The sequence below is a fragment of the Pectobacterium punjabense genome (genome assembly GCF_012427845.1).
Classification (GTDB): Bacteria; Pseudomonadota; Gammaproteobacteria; order Enterobacterales; family Enterobacteriaceae; genus Pectobacterium; species Pectobacterium punjabense.
On the sequence record NZ_CP038498.1, the window covers coordinates 4,435,859 to 4,455,158 of the forward strand.

The window sequence follows — 19,300 nt, forward strand, 5'->3', positions numbered from 1 at the left end:
TTATCGCTGTAGCGAGTGATTCAGTTTCTTCTCCAGCTGTTTTTGCAGCCAGGCGTAAACCACAATCACCATCCAGTAAATCAGACCCACGACCAGGAAGGTCTCAAAGAAACGCAGAGATTCAGCGGCAATCATCTTGCCTTCCGCGAACAGTTCGGAGACACCCAGCGCGAAGGCTACCGAGGTATCCTTAATCAAGGAAATGAAGGTGTTCCCCGTCGCTGGCAGCGCATTCAACATCGCCTGCGGCAACACAATGCGGCGATAGACCTGCGCTTTGCTCATGCCAATGGACAGGCCCGCTTCCGTCTGGCCGAAATCCACCGAGGCCAGACCCGCACGGAAAATCTCGGCCATGTAAGCGGAGGTTTTCAAGCTAAAGCCGATAATCGCGGCCGTCATCGCATCCAGATTGGATAAACCAGGAAATAGCTGCGGCAGGCCGAAATAGATAATAAACAGCTGAACCAGCGATGGAATGCCGCGGAACAGCGAGATATAGAGCTCAACGATTTTTACCACGACGACGATCTTGCTTTCACGGACTAACGCCAGGATAAGGCCGAGAACCATAGCAAAAAACATCGATACCACGGCAAGAAACAGCGTGGTCGGCAAATACATTAATACCTGGGGAAAGACCTTTAACAGGTAGGCAAGATCGATATTCATAAGTAATACCATTAATGCATCCACCGGCCATACTGCGCCGGTGGAACAGGGTTATGACTATTGGCTATATAACAAATCATCTGGCTACATAACGAGTCATCAAGCGAGATGGCGACTCAGCCGAGATGACAACGTGAGGTTATTTAGCCGGTGATACCGTGATGTCTTCGCCAAAATATTTTTCGGAGATAGATTTCAGACGTCCATCTTCACGCATTTTCGTCAATTGTGCATCGAACTGTTTACGCAGCGCATCGCCTTTCTCGTCCTTATGGAACGGGAAGCTGACTTCTTCAATCACCAGCGGTTCGCCAACCAGTTTGAACGGCAGATTACGTTTATTGATTTCCGCCAGCAGGATCGGACGTGAATTCACGTAGCCTTCAACGCGTTTGGACAGTGCATCGTTCATCGCGCCATCGCGTGTTTCATAGGTACGGATGTTTACGCTGCCATCGGCAAAGGCTTTTTTCAGGTTATTAACGTGGTTAGAACCCAGAACCCCAGCAACCGTCTTCCCTTTCAGGTCGGCCAATGTATTAATATCCGTGTTGTCTTTATGCGTCACAATCTGGCTGCCGTAGAAGCTGTACGGCTGGGCGAAATTGTATTTTTCCTGACGCGCAGGAGTAATGGCTACCACGTTTGCCACGGTATCCAGCTTTTTCGCTTCCAATTGCCCCATCAGGCCACTGAAATCAGCGGTAACCCACTCAACTTTGTAGTTCAGATCTTTAGCAATGGCTTCCGTGACTTCAACGTCAAACCCAACCAGCTTGTTATCTTGCTTAAAACCACTTGGATAACTTTGGCCTGTTGAACCCACTTTCAATACTTTTTCCTGCTCGGTGCCGCTCTTCCCAGAATCACAGCCGGCAACAAGAAAGGCGGTCGTCAGCGCCAGAACAGACAACGTTACTTTTTTCATCATTTTACTGCCTCTCTTTTTGAGTTTTTATCTTTCCACTGGTCATACAATTGGTTATCAAGGATTTTTTCCATCCAGATTGTCAGGTGTCCTTTTCCCAGATTCGTCTGCCCGACTTCCCTGAAACCATAATTTCTGTACATCTCAATCAGCCACGGGTGGTTTTGCGCAGTGCCCAACGACACCGCCGGCGCTTTGAGCTGGTTAATCAGAATTTCTTCTTCGAGCCAGCCCATCATTTGCTTACCCAACCCCTGTTTTTTATAGCCAGGGTGCGTCGCAAACCAGCCCAGATGCGGTAGACCGAACGGGCCAGGCTCAGGCCCCCACGGATAGCGGATGGTGAATGACGACACCATTTCCCCGCCTTTTTCCATCACATAAACGCCGTGTGAGGCGATATGTGTGCGCACCATGTCGATATCCGCATGGGCGGCGGAAAAATTGATACCGAGCTGACGAATCGGCTCAAACGCCGCCAGCGCCAGCGCCAAAAAAGTTTCATCATCCGCAAGCGTAGCCTGACGAAATACGATACTCATGGTTTCACCTTATGCTGGTAACAAGCCGGAGTTATCCGCATAGCGAATCACATCATCGACCTTTTGCGGCGCGCTGCCGACGTAGTTCGCCGGATTCAGCCATTCGTCCAGATCGGCGGCGGTCACCTGTTCGGAAAGCACCGGATGGGCTAGCAATACTGATTTAAAGGACTGATTCTGCTCAAATGCCTGCATAGAGCATTCGTAAACCAAATGGTGAGCAGTCTGCTTACCGAGACGTTTACCAATCTCGAACATGACTTTTTCGGACAGCAGCAGGCCATTTTGCAGATCGAGGTTCGCCAGCATTTGCTTCTCGTTGACGGACATGCCACGCAGGATGCCAAGCGCGTTCTGAAGCTGAGCAGACAGATAGATGTTGATTTCCGGCAGCGCGATCCACTCCGCACGCCAGCTCATCGCATCACGCTCATGCTCAACTTTCATGGATTCATGAATCAGCGCGGCGCTCTTAAACAGCGGTGCTGTCAGGCTCGCCAGCCCTTCCAACGCGGCAGGGTTACGTTTATGCGGCATCGTGGTAGAACCGATTTTCCCTTCAGAGAACGGTTCTTCAATTTCGTTAATCTCGGTGCGCATCAGGTTATACAGTTCGTTGCCGATTTTGCCCAGCGTACCGCTGATCAGCACCGTAACGGAGGCATATTCGGAGAAGCGATCGCGGGCAGACTGCCAGCCGATATTCGGCGTATTCAGCCCCAGTTTATCCAGCGTCAAACGCTCAATTTCCGGCCCTTGCTCGCCAAAAGAGGCATAGGTGCAGATGGCACCATTGATGTTACCGACCAAAACACGCTCTTTGATTTCACCCAGACGTTCGAGGTGACGGATAAATTCATCCAGCCAGACGGCCAGCTTGAAGCCAAACGTGGTGGGCAGCGCCTGCATACCGTGGGTACGGCCGGCCATCAGCGTATGTTGATATTTCTTCGCCAGACGTTTCAGTTCAACGGCCAGCAATTGTGTATCTCTGACGACAATATCAAAAGATTGTTTCAGCTGTAACACTGTCGCGGTATCAACGATGTCCTGCGTGGTCACGCCGTAGTGAATAAACTCACCCGCAGCGCCACACTGTTTCTGAATCGCGGCAATCGTCGGCATCAGAGAGTGCTTCATGCGTGCGGCATCTTTTGCAATCTCTTCAACGTTAAGCGCGCTTGCGTCAGCGTTTTCTGCAATGGTTTTTGCCGCATCCAGCGGAATGACACCCAGTTCACCCTCGGCAAGCGCCAGGGCGACTTCTACTTCGACCTGTTTAGTCAGGCGGTTATGCTCAGACCAAACGCCGCGCATTTCAGGCGTGCCAAAATTATTCCCTATAAGAAGAAAATCAATAAGATGTGATGCCATAATTAACTCGTTAGTGTTGGATTTATCAGGCGGGGTTTTATGTCGTCTTTTTAATTTTTAAAAATATAACATGCGGAAATTATGCGCTTTATACCTTTCGGATCTATCTTAGATCAAAAAGTTTGATTGCAAAGTATGCATCTGGAAACGTTCGCTAACACTCTCTCTTGGGCTGAGAAACCCGCTTGTCACTTTCTCCTCTCTACAATGAAATCCCTTGCTCGTATCACTGCTGACGAAGGATTATCATGCTTTCCCACCACACATCGCGAACGATCCGTATTTTATTGATTGTCATACCGATTATTTCAACGTTCTCTACCCAAGCCCAGGATCGCTACCAGTTGGAGAAGGTGGTTGAAGTCAGCCGCCATGGCGTTCGTCCACCGACCGAATCCAACACGACCGCGTTAGAATCCGGCACGGCACGACAATGGCCGCAGTGGGTAACAAGGGATGGCGAGTTAACCGGACATGGCTATGCCGCCACCGTGCTAAAAGGCCGCTATGAGGGCGAATATTACCGTCAGCAGCATTTGTTCGCTTCGGGTTGCCCAGTAGAGCAGCAGATTTATGTGCTTGCCAGCCCGTTACAGCGCACTCGCGCAACCGCGCAGGCCTACATGGACGGCATGTTCCCCGGCTGCGGCGTTGCGACGCATGCCGTTGAGGATGAAAAGCACGATCCGCTGTTCCACGGGGATAAAATGGGAATTGGCACACTCGACCCCGAACGGGCAAAAGCCGAGGTGTTGAAAGCGATGGGCGGCGACTTGGATAGTGCCTATCAGCGTCTTAAGCCCAGTATCGAGCGGTTAAAACAGGTCGTATGCGCAGCAGACAAACCCTGCCCGGTGTTTGATAAACCGTGGGCGCTCAAACAGGATAAAGACGGCTCAACCTCTATCAGCGGCCTAAATACGCTGGCAAATATGAGCGAGGTTTTCCTGCTGGAATATAGCGAAAACCTGCCGCTGGCACAGGTTGCCTTCGGCCATGTCCGCAACACGCAGGATCTCACCCCGCTGATGGCTCCAATGACGGCTAAATACGACGTCACCAATGATGTTCCCTACATTGCACAGCGCGGCGGTTCGCTATTGATGCAGCAAATCGCACAGGCGCTGGCGCAAGGGACATCAGCAGAACAGGACACCGCACAAGGCGAGCCGCCGGCAGTACCTTACTTGCTGTATGTCGCCCACGACACTAACATCGCCTATCTGCGCACGCTATTGCAATTTCACTGGCAACTACCCGGTGATACCGCCGATAACATCCCGCCCGCGGGCAGTCTGGTCTTTGAGCGCTGGCGCGATACCACGACTCAGCAGCGTTTTTTGCGTATTTATTTCCAGACACAGTCGCTGGATCAGATCCGTTCGCTGACACCGCTGGGCGAGCAGCAGCCGTTACTGAAAGAGGAATTTACGTCTCAGGGCTGCCAGCAGACAGAACAAGGCACGCTATGTCCTTTTGATACCACGCTCGAATCAATGCGAAAAAGTATCGATAGCAGCGCATTAGCGATGGTGTATTACGCGCCATAGTTCGCGAGTTCATCGAAAACAGTAATATCCTGCCGGGTTGATGAATCCGGCAGGACAGCATGGCTATCTACGCACATTTTCCACCGCCAGAATCGCGCGGCTCAGTGCGTCAGGAGAGAGAGAGAACGGCAATAACGCCGCGCTATCCGTTGGGAATTTAAAGTGTGTCACGATATGCTTCACCGTTTCCTCATATTGCTCCCCTGCTATCGGAAGCGATAAAGGCATATCATAGCGATATAACTGCTCCAATAAACCCTCATCAACACACTTGCTGTCGTGAGCCAGAAGAGATTGTACTAGCAATCCAAATCCGACCTTTTCACCATGTAGCCAATCGTGCAATTCGGGGATATAGGTCAAACGGTTATGAATAGCATGAGCAACACCCGGAGCAGGGTTTTCATCCCTCATACTATTAGCCAGTCCCGCACCAGCAATCGCCGCATCAATAACCTTCTGCAACGCAGGCGTCACCTGCTGATTTTCGTTATCGCGTATCGCCTGCTCTCCCCATTGTTCAAAGATATCACGGGCAAAAGTGGCGGCCTGTATCTTGAGACTCAGTGCCAGACTATCGCTACACGAGATCAAGTACGGCTGAAATTCATACCATTTCGCCAACGCGTCAACGATCCCGGCTTTCAAGTAACGTGCATCGCTACGTGCAATGACGGAACTATCAACCATGACAAGGACAGGCATCCGTTTGAGCACAACAGTCCCCTGATGCCCACCTTGATCATTATAAAGAATGCTAATTGGCGACCAGGCCGCACAGGTCGCCGCTATCGTTGGTAGTGTGGCGACCTGCCCATTTTCCAGTCCATCCGCTATGGCCTTAGCACAATCCAGCACACGCCCGCCGCCAATCCCTACGACGAACTGAATGTTATTCCGTGCAATTTTTTCACGGTGGTATTCCACACTTTCACGCGTACATTCTCCGGTTAAGAAATGCACATCAAAAGCAATTCCGTTGTTCTTAAGGCTGCCAGTCACTTCATTCTCAACCGCTTGCCAGGCACTTGGGCTGGTTAAAATCGCAATGTTCTGACTAAACGAGTGAATCAGTCCACCGACATGACGACACAAATCAGCCTGATGATGATAAGCAAGGGGAGATTTTATAGATAACACAAGAATTCCTTTTTAACTGGCAGTTGCCATTCTTTCATAACCACGAGGAAAGCCCATAGATTGGTTTATTAGTTTAAGAATCCCGATGAAATTTGTAACGAAAGCAAAGGGAATAAATTATAGCGTTACGATATAAACCACTCATTTTTCGCAGTGATATAGTTCACTTTAGGCTCTTAAATCTATATCTATCAAATAATTATATTAAAACCCAAATTAATATCATCATGACACTAGGGAATAGGGATTCCACTATGCAAGCACGCTTCTTTATTAAACCTAAAACACTCTTGCTCGCGGCTGGGATCGCCGTCGCCGTAGCTGGGTGTGATAATTCGACTTCTACAGATCAGCCACAGGTTTTACGCATTGGAACCACCGGACAGAGTTTTCCAGGTTCTTATAAAGAAAACGGTAAACTCGTTGGCTATGATGTAGAAGTCGCTGAAAAAATAGCGAATGAACTGGGATATAAGGTCGAGTGGACAACGTCGGACTTCAGCGGTTTGTTGGGGCAGTTAGAGGCAGGAAAACTTGATACTATCGCGAATAATTTCGTCCAAACCGAGGCTCGTCAGAAAAAATACAATTTTTCTAAATCCTACCTCACTTATGCTTCACAAGTGGTCACAAGTATAAAAAATGACGATATCCAGTCTTTGTCCGACCTGGACGGAAAAACAATTGCAGGGGTTCTAGGATCGACACACGTCACGAACCTGCGTAACGCTTTTCCCAAAAACAATATTACCATTAGAACCTACGAGACTCGGGATGGTGCGGTCAATGATGTCATCAATAACCGCGTACAGGGCTATGTCAATTCACGCCCGATTCTACTAGCCGAAATCAACAAACATAAACTGCCGCTCAAGTTGGTTGGGGAGCCGTTATCTCATGAACTCGTTAGTTTTCCGTTTGCTAAAAATCCACAAGGCGACACCCTGCTCGCCGCTTTTAACGAAAAGCTCGACACATTAAGAAGCAACCGCCAGTTGAACGGATTGGCCGAAAAGTATTTCGGTGACGATGGTGTGCTGGGGCATGAATCCAAGGCTCAATAAAAACAGCCTATCGGTAAAAATCCAGTCTATTGGTAAAAATCAAAGTGCGGAGACACAACCGTTCATATCCGCACTCTACCCGTATAATCTCAAATAAAAAATTAGGGTTTATCGTCGTGACATGATTTTCAGACGAAAAAAAAAGCACATCTTTCGATGTGCTTTTTCTTGTAATTGGTCGGCGAGAGAGGATTCGAACCTCCGACCCACTGGTCCCAAACCAGTTGCGCTACCAAGCTGCGCTACTCGCCGAATTTACTGCTTTTTGTGAACATCACTGATGTTCTCGTTTGTGTGGTGCGAAGAGAGGGACTTGAACCCTCACGTCCGTAAGAACACTAACACCTGAAGCTAGCGCGTCTACCAATTCCGCCACCTTCGCATAACTCACAAACTATTTTATTAACGAAAAATCGCTAATTTACTGCTAAATCTGGGGTGGCTAATGGGACTCGAACCCACGACAACTGGAATCACAATCCAGGGCTCTACCAACTGAGCTATAGCCACCATCACCACATTTTACATCTTATTACGCGGTACTTCCTTTTTACGGGATACTTTCTTTGAGAAGAAAAGTGTACCACCGCAGCTCTTGCACACAACATACTCGTTTACACAATATAATGGTGCGCCCGACAGGATTCGAACCTGAGACCTCTGCCTCCGGAGGGCAGCGCTCTATCCAGCTGAGCTACGGGCGCTTAGCGCCGTTGCGGGACGGGATATTACGGACTTAGCGACTGGCTGTCTAGTGCTTTTTTATCGAAATGATGCGTTTGCTTATGCTTTGCTCATTTCAAGCTAACATAACGTACAAATCCGCGCTTCCCGCCCCCAAACACGGCTATTTCCCCCCTGCCAGAGACGTTTTTTTGCCCAATCCCAGCGCAAAATAACACAAGCTGACCACGGCTAAAAAAGCGATACCGACCAATAAAGACATCCGCGTATCGATACTAAAGAATCTACAGACGACCGCTGTAGTGATAGGCGACATATTTCAACAGCCTAAACTGCCGAAAAATACGGCTCGGCTGGGACAGCAAACGATACAGCCATTCCAGTCCTAAATTTTGCCACACGAGCGGAGCGCGTTTCACATGCCCGGTAAAGACATCGTATGTTCCACCGACGCCCATATACAGCGCATCAGGATAGTGGTGGCGACAATCGCGCATCAGAATTTCCTGTCGTGGCGACCCCATCGCAACGGTGACAATTTGTGCGCCGCTAGCACGAATGCGCTCAAACAGCGCATCACGCTGCTCCGGCGCAAAATAGCCATCCTGACTGCCGACAATATTGACGTTCCACTGAGTGTGTAGTTTTGCTTCCGTTTGTGCCAGCACATCAGGTTTACCCCCCACCAAAAACACCGGCGTTCCCTGTTTGCCTGCCCGTTCCATCAACGCTTCCCACAGGTCAGCACCCGCAATACGTGTGACGTCAGCCTCTGGATATTTGCGCCGAATGGAACGTACAATGCTGATACCGTCCGCATACTTATACTCTGCACGATCGAGCAACGTACGCAGCGCCACATCTTTTTCCGCCGTTAGCACTTTCTCAGCGTTAATCGCGATGAGCGTCCCCGTTTCAACCCGCTCGCCTGCAAACAGATAGTCAACAAACTGCGCCCTATTGCGAAAACCATGAATGGACAAACCACGGATAGCATACAGGGGAATAGCCTCTCTCGTTTTCAACGCTGTCATATCTGCTCCTTTATCACAGTATCCTGTACGGCGCTGGGTGTGGGCGCTAGCGGCGTGGCACGCATGCGCCTCAAGCGCTGCCGGATGAGTCCAGCGCTTTCCAGCAGCCAGTAAAGCAACTTCGCTACGAGCAGGCATAGGCCAAATACCAGACAGAAAAACACCACGCGTGAAACGAAAGCATCGACGCCTTCACGCGCCAGAACGATGATATTGAATACTGCACCGAAGCAGAACGCCTGCAAGATAGCGGCCTTATAGCGGTTGCTATCGTTCTTCCCTAGCTCGTACACCCAGTCAAACCACTTGATAACCAGCCCCACAGCGATCGCCCCCAGCGGGATAAACAGCACCCCGCCCATTACCACCAGTGAGCCTAACAGCGTGGGGGATATCGCTAGCCCTGAGTGGTTATTCAATACTTCCCAAGTGAAATAGTTTGCACTGTTTAACACGAGATTCGGACGATCGGGCCATAGCCAGGAGGGAATAAATACGTAGAAATCGCGGGCGATAGGTGCCAGTCCCTGAAATTCAATCTTGTCATAGTTCTGCCACAACAGCGCCAGATTTTCCCAGGGCGAAAAGGTGTCACGAGTTAAATAGAGGAAGGTATAAAAGGCGTAATCGCCGCTGACATCCAACCCGTAGCGCTTCAGCGCTAGCCAGAACATCCCGATAACCCCAAACACGCCAGCCGCAGCTAACATCCAGAGTGTAATCCAGCCGCGCACGATACCAATAAACAGAAACAGCGCGAAGGCGATGATCAGATTCGCACGCGTACCGCCGACAATCACATACGTCAACATCCCAAACGCGACCGTTCCAATGAGGAACATCAGCCATGCACGCTGCGTCTGTCGCAGGAAATACACCACCAGCATGGCCGGAATGAAGAAGTAGAAAAAGCGTTTCAACGCCACGCCGGACACATCACTGGAGAATATCTGGCTGTAAGAACGCAGTTTAAACAGCAAGAAGCCATTGTTGAGGAAGAAAATGCCGACGGTGGCTACCGCGATCAACGCCAGCAGCAGCCAGGTCAGGTTGGCTTCAACCCGATTCACCGTCAGAAGTGGCGCACGTGGCGCGGCGGTTTTCTGGCGTAATCGCGTTTTATAGCTGACGTAATAGATCGCATAGAATGCCGTTGCGGACAGCATAGCCTGAAGCAGGTATTGCACGGGGACGACGTCAACACCAAACCGGAACACCAGCACACAGGTAAATGGAAAACCAAAATAGAACGTCAATAAATAGAGCAGAGAAAACAGCACGTTAAAATTAAAACGTACCCGCCGAAACTCCATCCAGGTCAGGCTCAGGATAAAGATGACAGAAATCAGGTAGACGACAAACAACCCGCCAAATTGCCCCAGCGTCATGTTGGTTCTCCCGCCGCCAACGCCAGCGCATCCCGCCAGCCTTGCAGATAATTGGGATTGAAGAACGCAATCTGGTGTTTATCTACCGATGCCAGTTGGCGCTGTGCCTCGCGCACCAACGCTTCATCCATCTGATCACCGTAAAACAACACCGGTAGACCTTGCTCCGTCAGGTCCTGCCAGAACGGATTTTTCCGACTGATCACAAACGGCACACCAAACTGAATTAGCAGACATAGCGTCCCGATTCCCTGCTGGCGATCGAAAATAAAATAGCCCAAATCACAAGTGCGTAGCATGTTGAGATAATCATCAAACGCCAGTTGCTCTTTCAACAGTTGGAAATTTTTCACACCGAACAGCGCCAAACCGTCCTTTTCCACCTGTGCGATGTAAGACGCGTTATTCGCGGGGTAGCCCATGGGCACAATAACCCGCACATTGTTCCCGAACTGTTTGTGAATCGCCTGCAACGCTTCCTGATGACGATTCGTGCGATCGCCAGAATTGCCGACCAGAATCGTCATCGGCCCCGCCAGCGGTTTATCCACCTGCATGCCCGTTAGCGCTGGATTCATCCGCGTCGGAAAATATAGCAATGACGTCGGTACACGAGGCGCACGCGGCTGATACCACGCCAGATCGCCACGCGTGGCAAACACATGTCCGACATGCTTCTGCGCCATACGCCGAAGCCAATAAAACAGGCGGTATTTCAGACTGCTTGCTTCTTCATACAAATCCGCGCCCCACACGTGCCAGAAAACCTGCTCAGCTTTGATTTTCCCACTCAGCAACGCCAGCCACAGCGTGGGGTTAAACTGCCCATGTAGGAAAAAGCGCATCTTGCGGTTCGATTTTGCTCTGGCGATAACCGCTTCAGCCAGCGTTTTTTTATCCACGCAGGTTTCGATACGCAATGCAGGAAAATCGGCTGGCGAAATGCCGTCGCGGGACGCCACGATGAAATGCCGAATCTGCTGTTCGGGGAGTTCCGTCGCCAGTACGTCGTTAAAAAAACGTAAAACGGTCTGGTTATGATGCGGGATATCAGATCCCAGTACATGAATCAGTGTCGTCATGCTCGCCTACGGTAAATAATGAATACGCAACAACAAAGCAAAAAATAGACCAAGTAGGTTGCCATATAGGCCTGCGCTGCGCCTTGTGCGCCATAAAGCGGAATTAACCAGTGAGAAAAACCGGTTAACAGGAGAAACTGGCTGACTTCCGTGAGCAGATAAAAGCGCAGCGCTGCTTTCGCAATGACCAGATAGCCAAAGACGTAAGCGCCCACTTTCATTACATCGCCTACCAATTGCCAAACGAAGAGATCTCTCATTGCGGTAAACTGGCTGGAGAACAGCAGCCAGATAGCAAAATCTCGCAGCAGCCACACGCAAACGCTGACACCCGCTACGACGGGCAGTACAAACTTCAGCGAGCGTACAATTTCCTGCGTCAGCGCAGCCTTGTCCGTCAGGCGCGAGAGCGTTGGCAACAGATACACGGTAAAGGAGGCGGTAATAAATTGCAGGTAAGCATCGGAAATACTGCTGACGCCCTGCCAAATACCCACTTCATCCCAGCTGTAATGCGCCGCCAGCAGGTTACGCATCATGATGTACGCAACGGGCAGCGTCACGGCAGTCATCAACGCCATCAGTGTAAATTTGCCCAACTGCCCAGCGATAGCACGATCCCATGCCGGTTTTAGCGAGGCCAGCGACAGCGGCGTACGACGTAATAGCATGATGCCTGCCGGAATCACCAACAGTGCAGGTACCAGCGCCAGTCCTGCAAGCGCACCAACATAGCCGCCCAGCCGCAGACAGAGCCAAAAAGCCGCCAGCCCAATCAGGCTACCGCCGATAACGGCCAGCGCATTGCCTATCGCATCCCGATAGCCTTTGAGGATCGCCAGAAACAGGTTGGCGTAGGCGATTCCCATCTGGATAAATGCCAGCGCGCGCACCACATCGCGATAGTCGTCATGCCCAAACAGCAGATTGGCGATAGGCGTTGCGGCCGCCAGAAAGAGTATTGCCAGAAAGGTGGAGAATCCCAGCACCAGCGTGATAGATGTACCTAGCAGCGGCCTCAGTCGTTCTGGCTGTTGCTGGTACTCCGCAACATATTTGGTAACGCCGTTGAAAATCCCCGCACCGGCGAGTACACCCAACACCGTAATTAACTGGCGGAAATTCCCTGCCATCCCCACACCGCTGGGGCCAAACGTGACCGCCAGCAGTTTGACGACAACCAGTCCCGCACCGATTTTTATCAGCGTGGAGCCTGCCGTCCATATCGATGCTTTCGCCAACGACATATCAGGAGAAAAAGCTCAGAATGGTATTGATGACGGTGCGCTGATTGACGTCTGACAGGTTGTAGAACAGTGGTAAACGCACCAACCGTTCGCTTTCCTGCGTAGTGTAGCGATCGTCACCGGAAAAACGACCAAAGTTCAGACCGGCCGGGCAGCTATGTAGCGGGATATAATGAAAGACCGTCATGATCTCGGCTTCTTTCATGTAATTGATAAACGCACTGCGATCGTCCTGATCGCGCAGTTTGATATAAAACATGTGCGCGTTATGAATGCCATTGGCAGGCACGGTCGGCAAGGTAAGTCGCCCGACATCGGCCAACGATTTAAATGCAGCATAGTAGTTCTGCCACAGCTTCAGGCGACGCTCGTTGATCGGCCGCGCCGCTTCCAACTGTGCCCAGAGATAGGCGGCCTGAATATCTGCCATCAGGTAGCTTGAGCCAATGTCACGCCAGGTGTATTTGTCCACCTGTCCACGGAAGAACTGGCTACGGTTGGTGCCTTTTTCACGAATGATTTCCGCCCGTTCCACCAGTCTGGCGTCATTAATCAGCGTAGCCCCACCCTCGCCGCCCGAGGTGTAGTTTTTGGTTTCGTGAAAACTGAAGCAGCCGATGTGGCCGATAGACCCCAGAACGCGCCCCTTGTAGCTGGACATCACGCCCTGTGCCGCATCCTCCACAACATATAAATCGTATTTTTTCGCCAGTGCCATAATCGCGTCCATCTCGCAGGCGACACCCGCGTAGTGAACCGGCACGATAATGCGCGTTTTTTCCGTAATGGCCGCTTCGATCTTCGTTTCGTCAATGTTCATGGTATCCGGGCGGATATCGACAAACACGATCTTTGCCCCGCGCAGCACAAAGGCGTTGGCGGTAGAAACAAAGGTATAGCTCGGCATGATCACTTCATCACCGGGCTTAACGTCCAGCAGGATAGCGGCCATTTCCAGCGACGCGGTGCAGGAAGGCGTAAGCAGGACTTTCTTGCTGCCGGAGTAATGTTCCAGCCACTGCTGACAACGGCGAGTAAACCCGCCATCGCCGCACAATTTACCGCTGCTCATGGCAGCCTGCATATAATCCAGTTCCGTACCGACAACCGGTGGCGCATTAAATGGAATCATGTGATCACCTGTATAACCAATACGCCGTGCTCTCAATCGTAGCACCACGGCGAAGATAAAGACGAAGCGCCGCCACGTTGCCAACCTGCGTTGCGACCCGAAGACGTATCAATCCTTGCTGCCGGCACCACGTTTCCGCCAGCGCCATCAGCTGTGAACCAATGCCCCGTACCGTAACACCAGGCCAAACGCCGAGTAGCCCGATACGTGCATCTCTGTCATTCACTCTGCGTAGCGTGACCCATCCCTGTGGATTGCCAGCGGCATCTTCCGCCAGCAAACAGCCGTCGTCGAATGTCCCATGCGCGGCATTTTCAATCCACTGCGCATAGAAGCGCCCGCTATCTTCCGGCTGATACCACGGAGCACGAAAACGGCTCAGCGCAAAAACGCGTGATGCCGCGTCCCTCAGCACAGGAATATCGTCGGGTGTGGCTTCACGCCAGCGCGGTAGCGGCGTAATAGCGGTAGCAGGGTGCAGCGACAGACAGAGATCGACTTCCCCCTCCACCAAACGAAACCCGAGATCGGCCAATGCATCCGCCAACACCAGATTGTCTGCCGCTATTTTGGCCTGCGTCAGCGCAAATGCGTTCAGCGCATCACACGTCAACACGGGCGCAGCAGGCGAAAAACTCAGCTTACCGCTGTCAAGCTGGAAGAATTCGCTCTCCCAACCCAGCGGTTCAACCGTGGCGCGAATGTCTACCTGTCCTGCTGATGTCGGATAGGTCATCGTTTCGCTCCTTTCTTTTCCGCCATATGACACGACGTTTAGTCGTTCAGCCCTAAACGCTCACCGGTATAGGAACCGTCCTGCACGCTGCGCCACCATTTTTCGTTATTCAGATACCAACTGACCGTTTTTTTCATGCCTGTCTCAAACGTTTCTTCTGGACGCCAGCCCAGTTCACGTTCAATTTTCCCGGCATCGATCGCATAACGCATATCGTGACCTGGGCGGTCTTTCACGTAGGTAATGAGATCGCGGTAATACGCCACGCCAGCAGGCTTATTCGGTGCCAGCTCTTCCAGTAGCTCGCAAATCGTCTGCACCACTTCAATGTTTTTACGTTCGTTGTGGCCACCGATGTTGTACGTCTCACCGATTTCGCCTTCCGTCACCACTTTATACAGTGCACGAGCGTGGTCTTCGACAAACAGCCAGTCACGAATTTGTGCGCCGTCGCCGTAAACCGGTAGCGGTTTGCCCGCGACCGCATTCAGGATGACCAACGGGATCAGCTTCTCAGGAAAGTGGTAAGGGCCGTAGTTATTCGAGCAGTTAGTGATAACCGTCGGGAGCCCATAAGTGCGCAGCCAGGCGCGAACAAGGTGGTCGCTGGACGCTTTCGACGCCGAATAAGGGCTGCTCGGCGCATAAGACGTGGTTTCGGTAAACAGATCGTCCGTCCCATGCAGATCGCCAAACACTTCATCGGTAGAAATATGGTGAAAACGGAACGCACCTTTGTCCACATCAGCCAGGTTCTGCCAGTAGTGGCGTGCCGCTTCCAGCATGGTATAGGTGCCAACAATATTGGTTTCGATAAACGCTGCGGGGCCGTCGATAGAGCGATCGACGTGGCTTTCTGCTGCCAGATGCATCACCAATGCGGGCTGGTAAGCCGCAAAGACGCGATCCAGTTCAGCGCGATCGCAGATATCCACCTGCTCGAACGCCAAACGATCACTATCAGCGACCGGAGCCAGAGAAGACAGGTTCCCAGCATAAGTCAGTTTATCGACAACAACGACACTGTCCTGCGTTTCAGTCAGAATGTATCTGACCAATGCTGAACCAATAAACCCGGCTCCACCGGTAATTAAAATACGTTTCAACGCCATACTCCTTTGGTATCAATGACCCACTGTTGTTTCACATCTTCTGGGTTAATCGCTTTAAACTGACGGTGGTCTACCAGCATCACGAGCACATCGGCTTCTTTTAATGCGCTGAGGGTATCGACCAGTTTTACCTGCCCGGCCAACACGGACGGCAGGTGTTTGACATTCGGTTCGACGACTAACGTCGCGCCGGTATTCCATTGTGCAATCATCGACGCAATCCCTACAGCAGGGCTTTCGCGCAAATCGTCGATATCAGGCTTGAACGCCAGCCCAAAGCAGGCCACCGTAACCTCGCTAGCGCGTTTATCCGTCTGTGCCAGATAATCCGCTACGGCCGCTTTTACGCGATCGACTACCCAAAGCGGCTTACCATCGTTCACCAGCCTGGCAGTGTGAATCAAACGCGCCTGCTGCGGATTCTGCGACACAATAAACCAAGGGTCGACCGCAATACAGTGCCCGCCAACACCAGGTCCAGGTTGCAGGATATTGACGCGGGGATGGCGATTTGCCAATCGGATAAGTTCCCATACGTTAATGTTTTGTTCGGCACAAATCAGCGAGAGTTCATTGGCAAAAGCGATGTTAACGTCGCGGAAACTGTTTTCGGTCAGCTTACACATTTCGGCGGTGCGGGAGTTAGTAACCACACACTCACCTTCCAGAAAGATGTTGTACAGTTCGCTGGCGCGGGCAGAGCACACGGGAGTCATACCGCCAATAACGCGATCGTTCTTAATCAACTCCACCACAACCTGACCGGGTAGTACGCGTTCAGGGCAATAGGCAATATTGATGTCTGCCGTTTCCCCAACCTGCTGCGGAAACGTCAAATCCGCTCGCTCATCGGCAAGCCACTCGGCCATTTGCTCTGTCGCTCCCACAGGGGAAGTCGATTCCAGAATCACCAGATCGCCTTTCTTCAGAACAGGCGCGATGGAGGCTGCCGCCGCCTGAACGTAGGCGAGATCGGGTTCGTGATCGCCTTTGAAAGGCGTCGGAACGGCAATGAGAAAGGCATCGGCCGGTACAGGCTTCGTCAGCGCCTGAAGGTAACCATTTTCTACCGCGACCTTGACCAACGTATCCAAATCGGGTTCGACAATATGGATTTCACCGCGATTAATCGTTTCGACGGCCAGTTTATTCACATCGACACCGATGACTTTTTTCTGGCGTGACGCAAAGGCAGCCGCAGTCGGCAAACCGATGTAGCCCAAACCGATTACGGAAATGGTAGTAAAGCTCATAGTATCACCCTAATTTTTATGTCTGCCGCCGCAAGGCAACGTTTAAAATCGCTCCTGGCGATTTTTTATGTCGGGCTATCCCTGCCCGACACCCTTCGGATCGTCGCAAGCGACGTTTAAAATCGCTCCTGGCGATTTTTTAAAGCATCAACAATGCGTTGACAGGCTTGACCATCACCAAAGGGGTTATGGGCGCGGCTCATTGCCTGATATGCCTCTTCGTCCGTCAACAGCATAGACACCGCATCGACAATGCTCGCCACTTCCGTACCGACCAGTTTGACAGTACCTGCTTCCACCGCTTCCGGTCGTTCCGTCGTATCGCGCATCACTAATACCGGCTTGCCTAGCGACGGGGCTTCTTCCTGAATGCCGCCCGAGTCGGTCAAAATCATATAAGAGCGATTCATCAAATACACGAAAGGCAGATAGTCCTGTGGTGCAATCAGCATGACATTATCAATACCGCTCAGGATACGATTCACCGGTTCGCTAACGTTAGGGTTCAAATGAACGGGGTACACGATCTGCACTTCAGGGTGTCGCCGGGCAATATCTGCCAGCGCGCTACAAATGCGCTCAAAACCACCGCCAAAACTCTCACGCCGATGCCCGGTAACCAGAATCAGCTTTCTATCGTCGTCCAAAAAGGCATATTTTTCATCGAGACTACGGCGTAACGTAGCATTGCCGACGATCCGATCACGTACCCAAAACAGCGCATCAATCACCGTATTGCCCGTGACAAAAATATGTCGATCGGACAAATGCTCACGCAGCAAATTTTGTCGGGAATTTTCCGTCGGAGCAAAATGGTACATCGCCAAGTGCCCCGTCAGCTTACGGTTAGCTTCTTCCGGCCAAGGCGAATACAGGTTGCCAGTGCGTAGACCCGCTTCTACGTGACCGACCGGTATACGTTGATAAAAAGCCGCCAGACTGGTTGCCAACGTCGTGGTGGTATCGCCATGTACCAACACCAAGTCCGGTTTGAACTCTTTCATAACGGGCTCAAGCCCCGATAAAATCCGGCAGGATATCTCACTGAGTCCCTGTCCCGGTCGCATAATATCCAGATCGTAATCCGGCGTAATATCGAACAAACGCAGCACCTGATCCAGCATTTCCCGATGCTGGGCTGTTACGCAAATTCTCGATTCAAAGGCTCCATCCTGAGCCAAGGCATGAACCAGCGGCGCCATTTTAATGGCCTCCGGCCGGGTGCCGAAAACAGTCAACACTTTCACATTGAATCTCTTTAATCAGGTTAGACGCAGATGCTTCCTGAGCATCAAACGCAAAGCAGCAAGCCAGTTAGCGCGAACGGCGCGTCAAGGCAATACCCGCACCGATAAGCGCACCAATCGCACCCCACATCACCATCAAAAATGCCCGGCGCGGGCTGTCACGCTTCACCGGTTCTTCCGGCGTCCGCAAATAACGATACGTCTGGAAACTGGCTTCGAGCGTTGGCCCAACGTTCAGCGTTGCCAACATCGCACGGTTTTGATCGTAATCCAGTTCGTAGTGAGGGCCGCTGGTCTGTAACGTCTCCAGTCGGGCTTGTAGCATCGGTCTACCAAGCAGGAACATTTCCGATGCGGGGATTTCATCAGCCGGTGTATCCGTCTGACTACGGCTAATACCTTGCTGTTGTGCGATCTTCAGCGCCAGCTCAACGCTGCGAACCTCACGATCGTAAATCGCTTTTGCTACCGCTTCCTGACGCTTGATCTGCGACTTCATGAAAATGGTTCTGGCAGCCCAAGCACCTTTAATCTCTTCATTCAGATGGCTGGCAGCACGCAGACTGGCAAAAGCCACATACTGGCGGAGCAACGTATTCGCATCAGCAGAAGTTTCGGCCACTAACTTAACGGAATCATTGGTTTTTTTTCCATCATCGCGCGCCGTAAACTGAATATTGTTGACCATTTCATCTAGCAGGGCTGCATCCGCCTTGGCATCACCTTCCAGACGTTGCTTGTAATAGTTGGTCTGTAACCAGAAATCACGGCGAGTGTCATAGGCCGCTAATTGCATGATGAACTCACCATAAGCATCTGCTGAAATAGGGGGTTGTTCAGGCGGAGGGGTGGAAAAAGATCGCGCGTCGAGGTTACGCAGGAATTGCTGCTGCGAATAATATCCACCCAGCATATTGACCGTCGGCTTGTCGGTAATCGCTGTCGCGCTCCACTCCTGTTTCACAAGATAGGAATAGCCTAGTGCTACAACGGCAAAAAGCAGGCCGATTGCTATCGGCCACACCTTTCCACGCCACAACAGGCGAAATAACCCACGGATATCCAGTTCGTTATCAATCAACGCATTCCCGGTAGACAAGTTCTCTGATTTCATT

17 protein-coding genes and 4 tRNA genes are annotated in these 19,300 nt (G+C 51.5%); 2 read left to right on the plus strand and 19 right to left on the minus strand.

The genetic code is table 11. From position 1 onward, the window contains the following. The 4 genes from E2566_RS20125 to purB form a co-directional block, all read right to left on the minus strand. The gene (locus E2566_RS20125; protein ID WP_011095665.1) at nucleotides 1–672 is read right to left on the minus strand and encodes an amino acid ABC transporter permease; all 672 of its coding nucleotides are present in this window, start codon (nucleotides 670–672) and stop codon (nucleotides 1–3) included. 139 nt (nucleotides 673–811) lie between these two features. Beyond that, nucleotides 812–1,603, minus strand: coding sequence for an amino acid ABC transporter substrate-binding protein (locus E2566_RS20130; RefSeq protein ID WP_107168958.1), 792 nt, complete (start codon nucleotides 1,601–1,603; stop codon nucleotides 812–814). Beyond that, nucleotides 1,600–2,142, minus strand: a complete 543-nt coding sequence (locus tag E2566_RS20135; RefSeq protein ID WP_107168959.1) for a GNAT family N-acetyltransferase — start codon at nucleotides 2,140–2,142, stop codon at nucleotides 1,600–1,602. The genes E2566_RS20130 and E2566_RS20135 overlap by 4 nt, the downstream gene beginning before the upstream one ends. A 9-nt stretch (nucleotides 2,143–2,151) precedes the next feature. After that, nucleotides 2,152–3,516 carry an adenylosuccinate lyase gene (gene purB / locus E2566_RS20140; protein WP_014916939.1) on the minus strand — a complete coding sequence of 455 codons (1,365 nt, stop codon included), beginning with the start codon at nucleotides 3,514–3,516 and terminating at the stop codon, nucleotides 2,152–2,154. A 248-nt stretch (nucleotides 3,517–3,764) separates the two neighbouring features. Here purB and E2566_RS20145 point away from each other — a divergent pair, with 248 nt between their 5' ends. Continuing rightward, nucleotides 3,765–5,066 (plus strand): histidine-type phosphatase, encoded by a 1,302-nt coding sequence (locus tag E2566_RS20145; RefSeq protein ID WP_107168960.1) that lies wholly within the window; start codon nucleotides 3,765–3,767, stop codon nucleotides 5,064–5,066. Nucleotides 5,067–5,129: 63 nt separating this feature from the next. On the opposite strand, the gene E2566_RS20150 is transcribed toward E2566_RS20145, so the two are convergent. After that, complete coding sequence (locus tag E2566_RS20150) at nucleotides 5,130–6,206, minus strand: iron-containing alcohol dehydrogenase family protein (RefSeq protein ID WP_107168961.1); 1,077 nt, start codon at nucleotides 6,204–6,206, stop codon at nucleotides 5,130–5,132. 254 nt (nucleotides 6,207–6,460) lie between these two features. Between E2566_RS20150 and E2566_RS20155 the strand changes: the two genes are divergently transcribed. Continuing rightward, complete coding sequence (locus E2566_RS20155; RefSeq protein WP_107168962.1) at nucleotides 6,461–7,270, plus strand: transporter substrate-binding domain-containing protein; 810 nt, start codon at nucleotides 6,461–6,463, stop codon at nucleotides 7,268–7,270. Nucleotides 7,271–7,445: 175 nt separating this feature from the next. Here the strand turns inward: E2566_RS20155 and E2566_RS20160 are convergent. From E2566_RS20160 to wzzE, 14 genes are all read right to left on the minus strand, one after another. Then, nucleotides 7,446–7,522: transfer RNA gene (locus E2566_RS20160), tRNA-Pro, on the minus strand. 43 nt (nucleotides 7,523–7,565) lie between these two features. Then, nucleotides 7,566–7,652, minus strand: a tRNA-Leu gene (locus E2566_RS20165). A gap of 52 nt (nucleotides 7,653–7,704) precedes the next feature. Further along, nucleotides 7,705–7,780, minus strand: a tRNA-His gene (locus tag E2566_RS20170). A 117-nt stretch (nucleotides 7,781–7,897) separates the two neighbouring features. Continuing rightward, nucleotides 7,898–7,974 (minus strand) — tRNA-Arg (locus E2566_RS20175). Nucleotides 7,975–8,238: 264 nt separating this feature from the next. Next, entirely contained in the window at nucleotides 8,239–8,988 is a 750-nt protein-coding gene (gene wecG / locus E2566_RS20180) for a lipopolysaccharide N-acetylmannosaminouronosyltransferase (RefSeq protein ID WP_107168963.1), read from the minus strand. Then, nucleotides 8,985–10,376 (minus strand): ECA oligosaccharide polymerase, encoded by a 1,392-nt coding sequence (wzyE, locus tag E2566_RS20185; RefSeq protein ID WP_107168964.1) that lies wholly within the window; start codon nucleotides 10,374–10,376, stop codon nucleotides 8,985–8,987. The genes wecG and wzyE overlap by 4 nt, the downstream gene beginning before the upstream one ends. After that, nucleotides 10,373–11,458, minus strand: a complete 1,086-nt coding sequence (locus E2566_RS20190) for a TDP-N-acetylfucosamine:lipid II N-acetylfucosaminyltransferase (protein WP_107168965.1) — start codon at nucleotides 11,456–11,458, stop codon at nucleotides 10,373–10,375. Before E2566_RS20190 ends, wzyE begins: the two co-directional genes overlap by 4 nt. Next, nucleotides 11,455–12,705, minus strand: a complete 1,251-nt coding sequence (wzxE, locus tag E2566_RS20195; RefSeq protein WP_107168966.1) for a lipid III flippase WzxE — start codon at nucleotides 12,703–12,705, stop codon at nucleotides 11,455–11,457. The genes E2566_RS20190 and wzxE overlap by 4 nt, the downstream gene beginning before the upstream one ends. A gap of 1 nt (nucleotide 12,706) precedes the next feature. Beyond that, nucleotides 12,707–13,837 (minus strand): dTDP-4-amino-4,6-dideoxygalactose transaminase, encoded by a 1,131-nt coding sequence (gene rffA / locus E2566_RS20200; RefSeq protein ID WP_107168967.1) that lies wholly within the window; start codon nucleotides 13,835–13,837, stop codon nucleotides 12,707–12,709. Between the two features lie 4 nt (nucleotides 13,838–13,841). After that, nucleotides 13,842–14,573, minus strand: a complete 732-nt coding sequence (wecD, locus tag E2566_RS20205) for a dTDP-4-amino-4,6-dideoxy-D-galactose acyltransferase (protein WP_107168968.1) — start codon at nucleotides 14,571–14,573, stop codon at nucleotides 13,842–13,844. A 38-nt stretch (nucleotides 14,574–14,611) separates the two neighbouring features. After that, nucleotides 14,612–15,685: a dTDP-glucose 4,6-dehydratase gene (gene rffG / locus E2566_RS20210; RefSeq protein WP_205942470.1), complete on the minus strand. Its 1,074-nt coding sequence runs from the start codon at nucleotides 15,683–15,685 to the stop codon at nucleotides 14,612–14,614. Beyond that, nucleotides 15,676–16,938 (minus strand): UDP-N-acetyl-D-mannosamine dehydrogenase, encoded by a 1,263-nt coding sequence (gene wecC / locus E2566_RS20215; RefSeq protein WP_107168969.1) that lies wholly within the window; start codon nucleotides 16,936–16,938, stop codon nucleotides 15,676–15,678. The genes rffG and wecC overlap by 10 nt, the downstream gene beginning before the upstream one ends. 116 nt (nucleotides 16,939–17,054) lie before the next feature. Beyond that, nucleotides 17,055–18,185: a non-hydrolyzing UDP-N-acetylglucosamine 2-epimerase gene (gene wecB / locus E2566_RS20220; RefSeq protein ID WP_107168970.1), complete on the minus strand. Its 1,131-nt coding sequence runs from the start codon at nucleotides 18,183–18,185 to the stop codon at nucleotides 17,055–17,057. 67 nt (nucleotides 18,186–18,252) lie between these two features. Further along, on the minus strand, nucleotides 18,253–19,299 hold the full coding sequence (gene wzzE / locus E2566_RS20225; protein ID WP_107168971.1) for an ECA polysaccharide chain length modulation protein: 1,047 nt from the start codon (nucleotides 19,297–19,299) through the stop codon (nucleotides 18,253–18,255). Between the last annotated feature and the right edge of the window lies 1 nt (nucleotide 19,300).

Coding starts and splice junctions, on each gene's coding strand:
- E2566_RS20125 (WP_011095665.1), bottom strand. CDS start 672: ATGAATATCGATCTTGCCTACCTGTTAAAGGTCTTTCCCCAGGTATTA.
- E2566_RS20130 (WP_107168958.1), bottom strand. CDS start 1,603: ATGATGAAAAAAGTAACGTTGTCTGTTCTGGCGCTGACGACCGCCTTT.
- E2566_RS20135 (WP_107168959.1), bottom strand. CDS start 2,142: ATGAGTATCGTATTTCGTCAGGCTACGCTTGCGGATGATGAAACTTTT.
- purB (WP_014916939.1), bottom strand. CDS start 3,516: ATGGCATCACATCTTATTGATTTTCTTCTTATAGGGAATAATTTTGGC.
- E2566_RS20145 (WP_107168960.1), top strand. CDS start 3,765: ATGCTTTCCCACCACACATCGCGAACGATCCGTATTTTATTGATTGTC.
- E2566_RS20155 (WP_107168962.1), top strand. CDS start 6,461: ATGCAAGCACGCTTCTTTATTAAACCTAAAACACTCTTGCTCGCGGCT.
- wecG (WP_107168963.1), bottom strand. CDS start 8,988: ATGACAGCGTTGAAAACGAGAGAGGCTATTCCCCTGTATGCTATCCGT.
- wzyE (WP_107168964.1), bottom strand. CDS start 10,376: ATGACGCTGGGGCAATTTGGCGGGTTGTTTGTCGTCTACCTGATTTCT.
- E2566_RS20190 (WP_107168965.1), bottom strand. CDS start 11,458: ATGACGACACTGATTCATGTACTGGGATCTGATATCCCGCATCATAAC.
- wzxE (WP_107168966.1), bottom strand. CDS start 12,705: ATGTCGTTGGCGAAAGCATCGATATGGACGGCAGGCTCCACGCTGATA.
- rffA (WP_107168967.1), bottom strand. CDS start 13,837: ATGATTCCATTTAATGCGCCACCGGTTGTCGGTACGGAACTGGATTAT.
- wecD (WP_107168968.1), bottom strand. CDS start 14,573: ATGACCTATCCGACATCAGCAGGACAGGTAGACATTCGCGCCACGGTT.
- rffG (WP_205942470.1), bottom strand. CDS start 15,685: ATGGCGTTGAAACGTATTTTAATTACCGGTGGAGCCGGGTTTATTGGT.
- wecC (WP_107168969.1), bottom strand. CDS start 16,938: ATGAGCTTTACTACCATTTCCGTAATCGGTTTGGGCTACATCGGTTTG.
- wzzE (WP_107168971.1), bottom strand. CDS start 19,299: ATGAAATCAGAGAACTTGTCTACCGGGAATGCGTTGATTGATAACGAA.